Origin of the sequence: Exiguobacterium sp. SH3S3 (genome assembly GCF_004337115.1) — a bacterium.
Taxonomy (GTDB): domain Bacteria; phylum Bacillota; class Bacilli; order Exiguobacteriales; family Exiguobacteriaceae; genus Exiguobacterium; species Exiguobacterium aurantiacum_A.
Genome location: NZ_SJUU01000002.1, coordinates 37,857 through 52,351, shown reverse-complemented (window position 1 = coordinate 52,351; position 14,495 = coordinate 37,857). Strand labels below are relative to the sequence as shown.

The 14,495-nt window shown below is 51.8% G+C and carries 14 protein-coding genes; 10 read left to right on the top strand and 4 right to left on the bottom strand.

Annotation, left to right across the window (positions count from 1 at the left end; genetic code table 11):
• Window positions 1-335 precede the first annotated feature (335 nt).
• On the bottom strand, window positions 336-1,148 hold the full coding sequence (locus EVJ28_RS02025) for an alpha/beta fold hydrolase (RefSeq protein WP_071397801.1): 813 nt from the start codon (window positions 1,146-1,148) through the stop codon (window positions 336-338).
• A 72-nt stretch (window positions 1,149-1,220) separates the two neighbouring features.
• Complete coding sequence (rnhC, locus tag EVJ28_RS02020) at window positions 1,221-2,132, bottom strand: ribonuclease HIII (protein WP_131457975.1); 912 nt, start codon at window positions 2,130-2,132, stop codon at window positions 1,221-1,223.
• 123 nt (window positions 2,133-2,255) lie between these two features.
• Between rnhC and EVJ28_RS02015 the strand changes: the two genes are divergently transcribed.
• The 7 genes from EVJ28_RS02015 (at window position 2,256) to EVJ28_RS01985 (ending at window position 10,345) form a co-directional block, all read left to right on the top strand.
• Entirely contained in the window at window positions 2,256-2,657 is a 402-nt protein-coding gene (locus EVJ28_RS02015) for a hypothetical protein (RefSeq protein ID WP_070326962.1), read from the top strand.
• Window positions 2,657-3,178: an NfeD family membrane protein gene (locus tag EVJ28_RS02010; protein WP_131457976.1), complete on the top strand. Its 522-nt coding sequence runs from the start codon at window positions 2,657-2,659 to the stop codon at window positions 3,176-3,178. Before EVJ28_RS02015 ends, EVJ28_RS02010 begins: the two co-directional genes overlap by 1 nt.
• A gap of 3 nt (window positions 3,179-3,181) precedes the next feature.
• Window positions 3,182-4,702 carry a flotillin lipid rafts scaffold protein FloT gene (locus EVJ28_RS02005; protein WP_131469727.1) on the top strand — a complete coding sequence of 507 codons (1,521 nt, stop codon included), beginning with the start codon at window positions 3,182-3,184 and terminating at the stop codon, window positions 4,700-4,702.
• A gap of 156 nt (window positions 4,703-4,858) precedes the next feature.
• The gene (locus EVJ28_RS02000; RefSeq protein WP_131468362.1) at window positions 4,859-5,830 is read left to right on the top strand and encodes a BMP family lipoprotein; all 972 of its coding nucleotides are present in this window, start codon (window positions 4,859-4,861) and stop codon (window positions 5,828-5,830) included.
• Window positions 5,827-7,470, top strand: a complete 1,644-nt coding sequence (locus tag EVJ28_RS01995; protein ID WP_131487898.1) for a methyl-accepting chemotaxis protein — start codon at window positions 5,827-5,829, stop codon at window positions 7,468-7,470. Before EVJ28_RS02000 ends, EVJ28_RS01995 begins: the two co-directional genes overlap by 4 nt.
• A 180-nt stretch (window positions 7,471-7,650) precedes the next feature.
• The gene (locus EVJ28_RS01990; protein ID WP_131469721.1) at window positions 7,651-8,202 is read left to right on the top strand and encodes a helix-hairpin-helix domain-containing protein; all 552 of its coding nucleotides are present in this window, start codon (window positions 7,651-7,653) and stop codon (window positions 8,200-8,202) included.
• 1 nt (window position 8,203) lies between these two features.
• A complete protein-coding gene (locus EVJ28_RS01985) occupies window positions 8,204-10,345 on the top strand; it encodes a DNA internalization-related competence protein ComEC/Rec2 (protein ID WP_131487896.1) in 2,142 nt (713 codons plus the stop codon).
• A 53-nt stretch (window positions 10,346-10,398) separates the two neighbouring features.
• Here the strand turns inward: EVJ28_RS01985 and EVJ28_RS01980 are convergent, their stop codons facing one another.
• Complete coding sequence (locus EVJ28_RS01980; RefSeq protein WP_070326969.1) at window positions 10,399-10,563, bottom strand: YqzM family protein; 165 nt, start codon at window positions 10,561-10,563, stop codon at window positions 10,399-10,401.
• Window positions 10,564-10,660: 97 nt separating this feature from the next.
• On the opposite strand from EVJ28_RS01980, the gene holA reads away from it, so the two are divergent.
• Together holA and EVJ28_RS01970 are read left to right on the top strand one after the other, a co-directional pair.
• Window positions 10,661-11,665 (top strand): DNA polymerase III subunit delta, encoded by a 1,005-nt coding sequence (gene holA, locus EVJ28_RS01975; RefSeq protein ID WP_083273932.1) that lies wholly within the window; start codon window positions 10,661-10,663, stop codon window positions 11,663-11,665.
• 9 nt (window positions 11,666-11,674) lie between these two features.
• A complete protein-coding gene (locus EVJ28_RS01970) occupies window positions 11,675-12,106 on the top strand; it encodes a GNAT family N-acetyltransferase (RefSeq protein WP_131487894.1) in 432 nt (143 codons plus the stop codon).
• 30 nt (window positions 12,107-12,136) lie between these two features.
• Here the strand turns inward: EVJ28_RS01970 and rpsT are convergent, their stop codons facing one another.
• The gene (gene rpsT / locus EVJ28_RS01965; protein ID WP_034778152.1) at window positions 12,137-12,397 is read right to left on the bottom strand and encodes a 30S ribosomal protein S20; all 261 of its coding nucleotides are present in this window, start codon (window positions 12,395-12,397) and stop codon (window positions 12,137-12,139) included.
• A 219-nt stretch (window positions 12,398-12,616) separates the two neighbouring features.
• Between rpsT and lepA the strand changes: the two genes are divergently transcribed.
• Window positions 12,617-14,440 carry a translation elongation factor 4 gene (lepA, locus tag EVJ28_RS01960; RefSeq protein ID WP_070326972.1) on the top strand — a complete coding sequence of 608 codons (1,824 nt, stop codon included), beginning with the start codon at window positions 12,617-12,619 and terminating at the stop codon, window positions 14,438-14,440.
• Window positions 14,441-14,495: the final 55 nt, after the last annotated feature.

Below are 14,495 nucleotides of genomic sequence, written 5' to 3'. Positions count from 1 at the left end.
TGTATCGATCCAATAAAAAAACCTATCCTGATTGGATAGGCGCGTCGGTCATACCATGAGCGCCTCGTCCGAAACCATCGAAACAAGGGCCCAAAAATTCGTCTCGGTCAGCGAGTCGATTTTTCAGTCCCTCAGTCGAATAATAATCAGTAGGCCGTTATGTAATGGTGTACGCATCGTCGCCAGCTCCTCTGTTCAAGATTTGTCTAAGAGTAACACGATATTTTTCAATAATCAATATTTTCTGAAAACTTTCCGGAAAATATTTTTTCCACAGACAAAAACAGAGACCCGCTTCCGGTTAAGGAAGTGAGTCTCTGTTGAAAGGTATAGACTTAAGACGTACTGGCTGCCAGTAAACCGACTTGTTGATCGATGAAGTCCATTGAAATGGAATTGAACGTATCGGGTTGATCGACGTTGACGACATGCCCCGAATCGTGGACGACTTGGACGTGTGCCGTCGGTTGATGCTTCGCCGTTCGTTCGACGGCCTCAAGGAACATGTAATCCTCGTCGCCCATAATGTAGAGGATGGGGACGGATGTTTGGATTGAAGTGAAGTGACGCAGCAACGGATTCATGTTTTCCGTCATCTTGAACCAACGGATGAACTCGCGTTGGCACAAATTCGCCGCGTCGCGCACGAACATCATCCGCGATTTTTTATGCCGTTTCTTCGGCAACAAGATCCAAGCGAATAGTTGATACAGCCACATGTAAGGCACGAAGCTTTGCATGAGGCTGCCGAGCCGGATGAGCAATGTCGAGCGGACGTTGAACTTGACGATCGCACCACCTAAGACGACAGAGGCGATGCGGTCGGGGTGATGCTCGAACATCGCTTGGATGACGATCGTCCCGAGCGATAGCCCGACCATATGGCCTTTTTCAATATTTAAATGGTTCATCACTTCGACGACGTCTTCGACGACGACATCGAGTGTGTAGGCGTTGAGTGGTTGATTCAAAGATTGTTCTTCGTTATATGAGCCGCCATGACCGCGGAGGTCGAGCAGCAAGACGTTATATTTCTTTCGAAATGGACGAATTTGACGATACCAGTGAGATAGACTCCCGCCTGCGCCATGTATGAAGATGACCCAAGGATGGTCGTCGCTTAATGTGTACGTTTTATAATGCAACATGAACGCTATCCCCCAAAAGTTTTTAAGTTCATTGAACCATAAAATAAATATAACATATCTTTGAAGTGAGAACTATCGTTTCTGCTCGCACAAACGCATCGCTTTTTTCGTGTTCGCGAAGTGAACTTTAGCGATATCGTTCAAACGTTCTTGACCGTAGCGAAGGATCAAGGTCGCGGCCACTTGATCGACTTTCGCTCCGGCCCCTTTCGGTAACGTGACACCGAGTGTCGCGCTCAATTTGTCCATCTCTTTCAAGAAAAAAGCGCGGGCGAGGATCGAGGCGGCGGCGACGGCGACGTGGAGACCTTCCGCTTTCGTCGAGAAGTAGACATCGTCTTTGACGATATCGGTCTCAGAACTCAAATGTTTGTAGTAGACGGCTTTTTCGGCGAACTGGTCGATTAGAATCGCTTCTGGCGTCTCGTCTAACTTTTTCAAGAGCGCCGATAACGCCGCGTTATGGGCGATTGCGGTCATCTTCCCTTGCGTCATCGTCCGTTGCATTTTATTGTACGTCGGGTTGTGCAGTGTCGCTTTTTGGTAGGGAATCGTGACGTGCAAGTCTTTAGCGATGCGTAAAATATCTTTATCGGTAAGTAATTTAGAATCTTTGACACCGAGTTCTTTGACGAGGGCAATCTTTTCCTTCGGGACGTAGGCGGCAACAACGACGAGCGGACCGAAATAATCACCTTTCCCGACTTCATCGCTCCCGATGACGGACCAATCGGAAAAACCGGCCGGTAACGTATGTTTTGGAACGGACGTTTCCTTTTTGATGGAATCTCCCCATTTGGCCGCCTCTTCATCCGCAGCCCGACCTTGAAACATGACTTTTCCCGAATTGTACACGGTGACCACACAGTGGGGCGTCTTGGCACTGAAGCGAGCGTGTGGTGGCGGATTGACCGCGTGAGCGCGATAGCTCTGGATTAATTGTTCTTGAGCCGCGGTTGATAATTTGATGACTTGATTGCCCAAAGTGAGCACTTCCTTTCTTAACGTTCGCAAATTTATCTTACATTTTTTTCGCGCATTTTGAAACCAATGATTCAATTGATACGTATGAATGAGTGAGTAGAAAAGAAGTGAGGTGAGACGGAGATGTGGTGGCGCGATGACACGGACCAAGATGAGGCAGAGTTCCTCTATAAACATATTCTCGAGCTCGAGGCCAGGATTGCCAAACTGGTTGCCCATCAAGTCAGGGTGCGTCGCCTGCTGATGCAAGAGTCGTCGGAGGCGGCGACAGAGCAGATTATTACGTTACAGGGCGAAGTCGATCACTATTTAAAACTACTGCGTCAGGAACGGCTCGAAGAGGTTGACCGGTATGATCGTTTAAACCTTGAACGAACGCTTGGTCGCGTGCGGAAGGCGGTACAGTATCCGACCCGGCCGTTATCGGAATGGGATACGATTGAACAGGCGCTCGCGCTTGAAGTCGAACATTTGCGACGTGTGCTCGCATATGAACAACAGCGCCGCACCGAGGAGGGATGGTAATGGAATCGTTAGAACAACTGTACTGGTGGGTACTCATCATTGCCGGTCTCGGCACATTTTTATACATGCTGTTCTCGGACGCGTTCGATTTCTTCGAAGGCTGGTTCAATCCGGCCGTCATCCTCTCTTTCCTGGCGCTCGGGGCAGGTATCGGGTTAATCTTGAACGCGCTCGCCCATGTGTCGCCGATGATCGGTCTCGCGGTGGCGCTCGCCGGCTCATTCGCGCTCACGACGTTACTATACTTGTTCGTCCTCCTACCGCTGTCAAATGCGGAAGAGTCGATTGGTATGACTGATGAGTCGCTCGTCGGATTGGTCGGGCGATTGACCGTCCCCGTCCCTGAAGGCGGTTACGGTGAAGTGCTCGTCGAGTCGGTCGTCGGTTCGATTTTGAAGACGGCACAAAGTATTGACGGGAAAGCGATTCCTAGTGATCGTCGAGTCGTCATCATCGAAGTACAACGAAATATCGCGGTCGTCATGGAATATGACGAACCCACTATTCGAAAGGAGCAATAATGTATGGACACAACCATTTTAGTCAGTATTATCGTCGGGGTGATTTTGCTCGCCTTGATCTTCGTGTTTGTCTTGAAATATCGTACAGTCGGACCGGATGAGGCGCTCATCGTCACCGGGAGCTACTTAGGTAAAAAGAACGTCCACAGTGACGCTTCCGGTAACCGCGTCAAAATCATTCGCGGCGGCGGGGCGTTCGTCTTGCCAGTATTCCAACAAGCGGAACCGCTCAGCTTGCTCTCGAGCAAGCTCGAAGTAACGACGCCTGAAGTGTATACCGAGCAAGGAGTCCCGGTCATGGCTGACGGGACGGCCATTATTAAAATCGGTGGCTCGATCAGTGAGATCGCGACAGCGGCCGAACAATTCCTCGGCAAACCGAAAATCGAGCGTGAGAACGAGGCGAAAGAAGTGCTCGAAGGTCACCTTCGTTCGATCCTTGGTTCGATGACGGTCGAAGAGATTTATAAAAACCGCGACAAGTTCTCGCAAGAAGTGCAACGTGTCGCCTCGCAAGATTTAGCGAAGATGGGCCTCGTCATCGTCTCGTTCACGATTAAAGACGTGCGGGATAAGAACGGATACCTCGAGTCGCTCGGGAAGCCACGGATCGCCCAAGTAAAACGTGACGCCGACATCGCCACGGCCGAAGCGGATAAAGAAACGCGCATCAAACAAGCGGAAGCGATGAAGGACGCGAGGAAAGCGGAGCTTGAACGAAACTCTGAAATCGCGGAAGCGGAAAAAGAGAACCAACTCCGCATCGCCGACTACCGCCGCGAGCAAGATGTCGCTAAAGCACGGGCTGACCAATCGTACGAGCTTGAAGAAGCCAAGGCCAAACAAGAAGTCACAGAGCAACAGATGCAAGTTCAGATCATCGAGCGTCAAAAGCAAATCGAGCTCGAAGAGAAAGAAATCATGCGTCGTGAAAAGCAATATGATTCAGAAGTGAAGAAAAAAGCCGACGCCGACCGCTATGCGATCGAACAGGCTGCGGAAGCTGATAAAGCGCGTCAAATCGCCGCAGCAGATGCCGGGAAGTACCGCATCGAGGCTGAGGCGAAAGCCGATGCTGAACGCGTCCGTCTCGCTGGTGTCGCCGAAGCCGATGCTGAACGGGCGAAAGGGGAAGCAGAGGCCGATATTATTCGTCTTACTGGTCTCGCCGAAGCCGAAGCGAAACAAAAGATTGCCGAGGCGTTCGAACAGTACGGTCAAGCCGCCATTCTCGACATGGTCGTCAAGATGCTTCCTGACTACGCGAAGCAAATTGCGGCACCGCTCGGTAACATCGACAAAATCACGGTCGTCGATACGGGGAGCGGTAAAGACGGGGGAGCCGGGAAAGTCACGGGTTACGCGACTGATTTGATGGCTTCACTGCAGCAGACGCTCAAAGCGTCGTCTGGCATCGATATGAAAGACTTACTTGATAATTTTGCCGGGAAAGGAAACGTACCGACCTCACCGACACCTGAACGGAAGTTGACGGAAACGACCGTCGCGGCGTCGGAAGAATAAGTTGAATCAACAAGGCTGCAGGCAATCGTCTGCAGCCTTGTTTGTCGTGACGTCGTTCAAATTATTACCCTAAGTTTTAAAAGGTTTGACTTCAAATCCGGCGTAAATCAGACGATACATGAGATGTCAGACCATTAGAGAGAGGAAGTACATGTTATGAACAAAACAATCATGATCGGCGCACTGACGACTTGTATCGTTTGGCTATCCGGGTGTCAGTCTGTCATCGATCAACCGGAACAGACGGTCGAACCCCGCCAATCGATGGGTGTCGTCCTGTCTGACGTTGGTCTCGGGGACCAATCGTTCAGTGACGCTGCGATGCGTGGCATGGGACAGTTGCGAGAGGCGGGAGATTGGTTCGTCGATTATCGAGAATTGGACGAGACTGAAACATACAAAGCAGGATTTGAGCAATTGGTCGAAGACGGACATGATGTGATCGTCGGTCTTGGTTTCGCGAGTCAAACTGATCTAGAAACGGTGGCTTCGAAGCACCCAGATCAACAATTTGCCTTAGTCGACGCGGTATCGACGTTACCAAACGTCATCTCGGTCACGTTCGAAGAGACAGAAGGCAGCGCGTTGGCCGGTGCGGTCGCGGGACTTGAAACGGAGTCCGATAAAATCGGATTCATCGGAGGAGTCGACAACGAGCTGATTCAGAAATTTGAAACCGGGTTCGAATTAGGGGCGAAAAGCGTGAACGAGGACGTCGAAATGATCGTCGACTACGCGAACGATTTCGCCTCGCCTGAGATCGGACGGAAATTGGCGGAAAAACAGATTGCCGCAGGGGCCGACGTACTCTACGCAGCGGCCGGTCTGACCGGTGTCGGTGTACTCGAGACGGCTGAACGAAACGGGATCAAGGCAATCGGCGTCGACAGCGATCAATCGATGATCGCACCTGATGCGGTCATCACGTCGATGTTAAAGCAAGTCGACTTGGCCATCGTCAAGATTGCGGACAGCCTTGAAACAGAAGCGATCAACGACCATATCGAACTCGGGATCGACGAGGGCGGTATCGGGCTAGCAGCGCTGCGCCGTGTGCAATGGACCGATGAAGAGACAGAGCAGTTTGAAGCAGTTCAGAAACGGTTGCTGGAGGGGGCGTTACAATGAGTTTACGCAAACGCTTTATCTTCTCGACCGTATTCACGGTCTTACTCATCGTCTTGATGATGAGTTATGTATTGACGACGTTGAACCGGTTGCAGACGTACAATGAGCAATACGGCACCCAGATGATCGAGTTATCTCAACTCGAGACGTCACTTTTACAAGAACAATCCCTTTGGACGTCGCTCGGTGAACAGATGAGTCAATCGACGCTGACACAGCTCGAGCGGATTCGTGCCACGAACACGGAGACGTTCCAAGAGATGAATCAAACCTATTTGATCGATGAGTTTTCAACGCACCTTGACCGAGCCACAGCCAAATATGAGCGCATTGGAGCGAATATTGAAACGGCTCAAGCAGGCGGCATTGCTGCCCGGATTCAAGCGGCGAAACTAGAAGGGGTTTTGAACGACGTGAACACGTTGTTGTTAAAAAACGGAACGTTTTACGAGGCGTTGCAAAAAGAAGCTGCCGACGAGACGAAGCGCCTGTTCCTCGTCTCAATCTTGTTGACGGTGTTCGTCGTCACGGTGTTAAGCCTGTACAACTTCTTCTTCGCCCGCTCGATCACACTTCCGCTCGAACGGAACGTAAAAGCAGCCGAGGCGATCGCGGCCGGGCACTTGATCACGTTGCCGGATTCAACGCGACGCGATGAGATCGGCCGACTAGAACGCGCCATGCGAGATATGACGGCGTCGCTTCAAACCGTGATTGGCTCGATTCGGGTCACGTCGGTCAAAGTGAATGAGATGACAGAGACGGCCGCCGCTGAAAATGAAGCGGTCGTGAGTACGACGTCGAACATCACGAACGCGGTCGATGAGATGGCGAACGGGGCCCAATCGATCGCGACTGAACTTCAAGAGACGCTCGAGTCGGTCGGGATCATGGCGACATCGTTCGAGACGAGCTTGAACCAGACGAAACAAACGACTGAAGAGACGACCGAGATGACGCGTGAAGTGGCGGCCGGAATCGAGACGTTGACGGATCAAGAACATATTTTACGTCGGTCGGGCGAGCGCAACCAATCGCTCGTCGAACGGATGGACCAGTTCGCGAGAAAAACAGAAGAAATCGAGAAGATGGCAAAACTCGTGGAAGACGTTGCCGCCCAGACGAATTTACTTGCCTTGAACGCCGCGATTGAAGCCGCACGAGCCGGTGAGGCCGGGCGAGGTTTTGCTGTCGTCGCGAGTGAAGTGAAGAAATTGGCTGAGGAGAGTAATGTGGCGACGCGTTCGATCTTCGGGGTCGTCCAAACGATTCGAGACGAGGTCGGTAATTTGACAGAGATGGTCGAAGAGTCGAGCCACGAGCAAACGGCGCAACTTCAAGCATTCGGACTGACGAAGCAAGCGTTCACACGCATCCATGATCGGACCGATCACGTGGCCTCGTTCGTAGGCACGATCGAACAAGAAATGGTCGCTTCGAGCCGTGAAGTCACGAACGTGTTGAAACGCGTCGAAGAAGTGAGTGGTGTGACCGAAGAATTAGCAGCCGGTAACGAAGAAGTCGCTGCCTCGATGAAAGAGCAACAGGCAAGCTTTGATCAAATCTTTGCCCTGATGCAAGAGCTAGAAGGACAAGCCGCCTCACTGGCGAGCCAAGTCCAACATTTTGAAGAGCAATGAGACAAGTTGAAGAGCAAAGAGACAAGTTTCGGCTTGTCTCTTTTTTGCGTTCCGATACGTCATCGATCCGTGGGTGACCGCTCAATCATTGCGACCGCATCTAGCAACTAGGACTTGAGCGTGAGCCGGCTATTTCTCGCATACTAATGAAGAGACATTCGTTTATGTGGGGGGAACGATATGGAGAAGTGGAAACGGTATGTCGTCGCGTTGCTCGTCATCTTGTTTGTCAGTGTCGGCTATATGTTCTATTCGAAAGAGCCGGAAACGACGATGGTCGAGGAGTTTACGACGGTGGAAAAAGCAGAGGCTGTCCCGGTGACAGAAGTTGTCGTCTACGTCACGGGAGCGGTCAAAGCGCCCGACACGTATACGATGCCGCAAGGGGCTAGAGTCGGGGACGTCTTGTCTCTCGCCGTGTTGACGGACGAAGCTGACCCTGAACAGCTGAATTTAGCCCAATTGCTCGTAGACGGCACGAAAATCACGGTACCGAAACAAGGAGAGGCCGTTGCAGTCCCGGAAACCGATACGACGAACGGCATTCACGTCAACAGTGCGACGAAAGAAGAGTTGATGACCGTCCCCGGGATCGGTCCGGCCAAAGCGGACGCTATTTTGAACTATTTGAAAGAAAACGGTCCATTTAAATCGTACGACGAGCTCGGGAACGTCAAAGGGTTCGGTGAGAAAACGCTCGAGAGCATGGAAGGCTATTTGTTGGTCCCGTGATATGCCGATCTATCCATTGATCCCGATTGGTCTATTCATTGCTTGGAAGTCCGGGGCTTTTGGTGTCGTGCTCTTGTTCGGGCTAGCCTTGTTCCTGACGTGGCGTCGGCAAGCGATCTACACACATGTCGGTGCGATCTCACTCGTTTTCCTAGTCCTGTTACAAAGTTCTACTCCGTCGGTACAAGAGGTACATGAAGCCGGGGACTCAGTCTTCGCCATCGAGAGCCGACGCGACAACGGTCACTCGGTTCGACTCTATGGTGAATCGAACGGGATGTCTGGGGTCTTGATCGGGCGCGAAGTCGAGCTCGGGCGTCCGGGTGAGACGTGTCTCGTCACGTTCGAACCAGTCCCTTTTTCACCGCTTCGAAATACGGGAGGTTTTGACGAGGCGAAATGGGCGCACGGGGCTGGATTGTCTTTTAAAGGGAAGGATGTCCATGTCGAGCGGTGTCGACCGAGTGACGGATTAAATGGGCGCATGCTGCGCTGGAAAGAACGTCAGCTCGAACGGATCGAAGCGTCGCACCGTCCGGACGTGGCGCTTTACATGGAGGCGTTACTGTTTGGCGAGAGCCGTCTGCTCGACGAGGAGACATCGTTCTCCTATCGCGTGACGGGTCTGCTTCATTTGCTCGTCATTTCCGGGTCCCACATCGCCTTGCTCGTGTTTGCGCTCAGATGGGTGTTTCGTCCGTTGCCGCTTCATCGGGAGACGAAACTTGGCCTCGTGATCGTCTGCGTGACCGCGTTCGGTTGGCTGACCGGGTTTTCGCCGCCGGTGGCACGAGCCGTGCTTGTCGCTGACGTCGTGCTCGTCTTGTCGCTATGCGGTCAGACGATTCGCGACCCGGTTCGTATGCTCAGTTGGTGTGCAGCCGTCCTGTTAGCCGTTCAACCGTACTTGCTATGGAATCTCGGATTTCAGTTGACCGTCGGCATGACCTTGTTTTTGCTTTTGACGCGGTCGATGTGGACTAATCTGTTCAGCGTAGCGCTTTACGCCCAATGGTTCGGCTTGATTTTTTTATGGCAAGTCCAGCCGGTCATCTCAATCTTTGCTCCGGTGTACAACGTGATTGCCGGATTGTTGATTTCCTGGGCGATTCTTCCGCTCGCGCTCGTCGCTTATGTGATGCCGTCGTTCGAACCGTCGCTCTATCCGGTTCTCGACGGGTTGAACGGGATGTTTCAGATGCATCATACGTATCGTCCGTGGGTCCCGTTGCACGACATCACATTTTGGCATGCGGTCTATTTGTTCGTTTTGCTCGGGATCGGATTGATTCTGTTAGATAAGAGACGTTCGGTCGGATGGATTTTTGCGGCAGTTTCGCTGCTTGCGCTGCACGTCTGGTTAGAATGGTCGGAGGAGCCACGGGTGACGTTTTTAGACGTCGGGCAAGGGGACGCCATCGTCGTTGAGCAAGCCGGTATCACCGGTGTCATCGATGTCGGCGGCGTGTTTCAACATTCGGACGAGCAGAAACGGTCGACGTTCGACCCGGGTGCCGATGTCGTCGTCCCTTACATATGGAAACGAGGCGAGACCCGACTTGATTTCATTTTGCTGACGCATGCCGACCATGACCATATCGGTGGGCTGACGGGCGTGCTTGATCTGATTCCGGTCGAGGAAGTGTGGATTGCGGCGGAAGTGGCCGATGAAACGAAGCGGCGGGCGTTAGTTGACGAGCTCGAACCGTATGACGTGAACGTGCGGTTGTTAGAAGCAGGAGAGCGGCCTTATCCATGGATGTGGGTCGTCACACCGGTTGATGCGGGTGAGGACGAGAATGCGAATTCAGTGTCGGTTTTTATGAAAGTCGGAAACTTGTCCTATTTATTGACGGGTGACTTACCGGAGGCGAACGAGCGGTTGATCCCGACTGTCGACGTCGATGTGTTCAAACTAGGCCATCACGGGGCCGAAACGTCTTCCGGTGCTGACTTGATCGCTCGAGTGGATCCAGAATTTGTGGTCGTCAGCGTCGGCGCCAACAACCGATACGGTCATCCGCACCCAGACACGCTCGCCCGTATTCAGGGAAGGCGGTTGCTGCGGACGGATGAGGACGGGATGGTCGTCTGTGAGCGGGGAGGGTGTTTCGGGAGCGTGAGAAGGGCAGTCAGGCCATGAAAACTATGATAAACTAAAAAGCGATTGCTCCCCCGGGGCAATCGCTTTACGACTTAAAGACTTAAGAATTTGATGAGAACACCGATTGCGAAAATTGTGACGAAAAAGCCGAACGGGACGATGAAGCCGATTGCTGAATCGATGGCATCGTTACGTTTGCACTGCACGTCGTTCTCAAACGGGTTTTCGCTTTGCGGGCGAACCGAGTTAATATGCATAGTGAGTCCCTCCTTAAAATGTTTCCTTCCTAAGTATAGCGAATCAACGAAGGATAATCTATGTTTTAGATAAGAATAAATTGTGAAAGTGGTGTGTGTGTTGAATGAACCGTGGTTGCACAACGGCAAGTTGTCGAACGTATACGTCCTGTATGGGACAGAGAAGTACTTACTCGAGACGTGGGAACGAGAAATCGTCAAGGCGGCCAGTCCGTCCGGCGACAAATTTGACGTCATGCAGCTCGATTTACATGAAACGTCACTTGATACGGCGTTAGACGAAGCTGAAACGGTACCGTTCTTTAGTGACTACCGCACCGTCATCGTCAAACAGGCCCAATTTTTAACCGGCGCCAAAGAAAAGCAAAAGCAAAATCTCGAGCGGTTGACCGAGTACGTGTTGCAGCCGGCGCCTTACTCGGTGCTCGTCTTCATCGTTGAAGCGGAAAAACTCGATGAACGGAAGAAAGTCGTCAAGCGCTTGAAAGAGCGAGCCATCGTCCTCGAGGCGAAGAAGCCGAGCCAAAGCGAGCTCATGCGCTACGTCAATGACGAGCTGAACCGGCGCAGGCAGTCGATGGAGCGTACGACGGTCGAACGCTTGCTATTCCTTTGTCAAGACGACTGGGGCAAGCTCGTCCGGGAACTGGAGAAGCTCCAGCTCTATGCTGGCGACGGAGCCAACATCCCGCTTGAAATCGTCAACGATCTCGTGCCTCGGACGCTAGAGGACAACGTGTTCCAACTGTCCGAGTATTTGGTGGGCCGACGGGCCGATTTGGCGCTGCGCCTCGTCCGTGATTTAGAAAAACAAGGCCAAGAACTGATCGGTCTCTTGGCACTGCTCGCTCGTCAATATCGAAATATGTACCTCGCCAAGCAGTTGACCGAGAAAGGGTACGGCGAGAAGCAAATCGCCTCAAAAATTGGCGCCCACCCTTATACGGTGAAACTGGCGACGCAAGCGAGCCGTAACTTTTCAGAGGCGCAGCTCGCCAAGGCGCTCACGCTCATCGCCGATGCGGACGAAGCGATGAAGACAGGACGGGGCGACAAACAGATCGTGTTTGACACGCTCGTCTGTCAATTAACATTACTGTGAGGTGGTTGTATGTTGCAGCAAGTGTTGCTTGAAGAAGTGATCCCGCTCAGACACCTCGTATTAAGGCCGGGTCTCCCGGTCGAGACGTGTTATTTTGACGGGGATGACGCTGAGACGACCTGTCACTACGCCTGGGCTGAAAACGGGCATATCTTATCGATTGCGACGGTGATACGACAAGACCGTGAGCTGTCTGGCGAGCGAGTTTCGTTTCAACTGCGCGGCATGGCCACCGATCCGGACGTCGCCGGGACGGGCGTCGGATCTCGTTTCTTACAGGCGGTCCATCGTGAACTGAACGCTTCTTGGTGGTGTAACGCTCGCGAAGTCGCGGTCCGGTTTTACGAACGCAACGGCCTCGTCATCATCGGGGATCCGTTCGAAATCGAAGGCATCGGGACACATTACGTCATGCTATACAAAAAAACAGCCGGCTCCTGAACGGAGGCGGCTGTTTCGTTTGTTCTCTAATTAGAGAGCTGCGATACGAGCTGCGAGACGTGATTTGTCACGACCTGCTTTGTTTTGGTGGATGAGACCTTTTGCTGCAGCTTTGTCGATTTTCTTCGTAGCGAGGACGAAAGCTTCTTGAGCTGCTTCTTTGTTTCCTTCGACGACGAGAGTATCGACACGTTTTACTGCTGTACGCATTGCTGCTTTCTCTTGCGAGTTAGCGACGCGACGTTTTTCAGAAGTTTTTGCACGTTTGATTGCTGATTTGATATTTGCCATGTTATTTCACCTCCTGAAACAAGAAAGTGTATGTTCTCATTACTTCAAGTAATCATTCAACAGAACAAGCACAATTGTAGCAAACGGTTATTCGAAAAGCAACCACTTGATGATTATTCTGAAAACTATATGTGGTATTGTTGTAGTAGGTCGTACACATTAACTTAGGATTTTGATATAATGACACGGTATGCATGAGAAGGATAGGTGAACCCATATATGAATAAACAAGAATTAGAGAACCGTCAGAAGAAGATTCGCAACTTTTCCATCATCGCCCACATCGATCATGGTAAGTCGACGCTAGCTGACCGGATTCTCGAGAGAACTGGTGCGCTTACGGCGCGTGAAATGAAAGAACAGACGCTTGACGCGATGGATCTCGAACGGGAACGTGGCATCACAATCAAATTGAACGCTGTTAAATTGAACTATACCGCAAAAGATGGAGTTGAGTACATCCTTCATTTGATCGACACGCCTGGACACGTCGACTTCACGTATGAAGTCTCGCGCTCACTCGCGGCGTGTGAAGGTGCGGTCCTCGTCGTTGATGCCGCCCAAGGGATCGAGGCGCAGACGCTCGCAAACGTCTACCTCGCACTCGACAACGACCTCGAGATCATCCCGGTCATCAACAAGATCGACTTACCGTCGGCTGACGTCGAACGCGTCCGTCAAGAGATTGAGGACGTGATCGGACTGGACGCCAGTGATGCGGTGCCAGCTTCTGCCAAGGCAGGAATCGGGATTGAAGAAATTCTTGAACAGATCGTAGAGCTTGTGCCGCCGCCGACGGGAGATCCGTCAGCACCGCTTCAGGCTTTGATCTTCGACTCGTACTACGATGCGTATCGTGGCGTCGTCGCCTCGATACGAGTCGTCAACGGTTCGGTCAAAGTCGGGGATAAAGTCCAAATGATGTCGACCGGTAAATCGTTCGAAGTGACGGATCTCGGTGTCTCGACACCTAAACCGTTATCTGTGAAAGAGTTGAATGTCGGAGACGTTGGTACGCTCTCGGCATCGATTAAAACGGTTGGCGACGTTCGTGTCGGTGATACGATCACGCTCGCTAAAAACCCATCGACCGAGCAACTTCCTGGTTACCGTAAGATGAACCCGATGGTATACTGCGGTCTTTATCCGATTGATGCGGCGAAGTATAACGATTTGCGTGAAGCGCTTGAGCGGCTCCAGTTATCTGATGCGGCACTCGAGTTCGAGCCCGAGACGTCACAAGCGCTCGGATTTGGTTTCCGTAGCGGATTCCTCGGCATGCTTCATATGGAAATCATTCAAGAGCGGATCGAGCGCGAGTTTGGAATCGACTTGATCACGACGGCACCGTCGGTTATCTATCACGTCACGACGACGTCAGGAGACGTCATCCACGTCGATAACCCGTCGAAGATGCCTGAGCAACAAAAAGTTGAATTGATCGAAGAGCCATACGTCAAAGCGGCGATCATGACACCGAACGATTACGTCGGCTCGATCATGGAACTTTGTCAGAAGAAACGCGGCAGTTTTATTGATATGGAATATATTGATACGACCCGTGTTAAAATCACGTACGATATTCCGCTCAGTGAAATCGTCTACGACTTCTTTGATCAATTGAAATCAAGTACGAAAGGCTATGCCTCACTTGACTATGATTTGATCGGGTATCGTCCGTCACGCCTCGTCAAGATGGATATTCTCCTCAACAACGAGCTCGTCGATGCGCTCAGCTTTATCGTTCACCGCGACTTTGCCTACGAACGTGGGAAAGTCATCGTTGAAAAGTTAAAGGCGCTCATCCCACGGATGCAGTTCGAAGTGCCGATCCAAGCAGCGGTCAGTACGAAAATTGTCGCCCGGTCGACGATCAAGGCGTTGCGTAAAAACGTCCTTGCCAAATGTTACGGCGGCGACATCTCGCGGAAACGTAAACTTCTCGAGAAACAAAAAGAAGGTAAAAAGCGCATGAAGATGGTTGGATCCGTCGAAGTGCCGCAAGAAGCGTTCATGTCCGTCTTATCGATGGACGAAGAATGAGTAGTCGCCCTTATCCGTTGATAAGGGCGATTTTTTTCATTTGGCAGGATTCGTG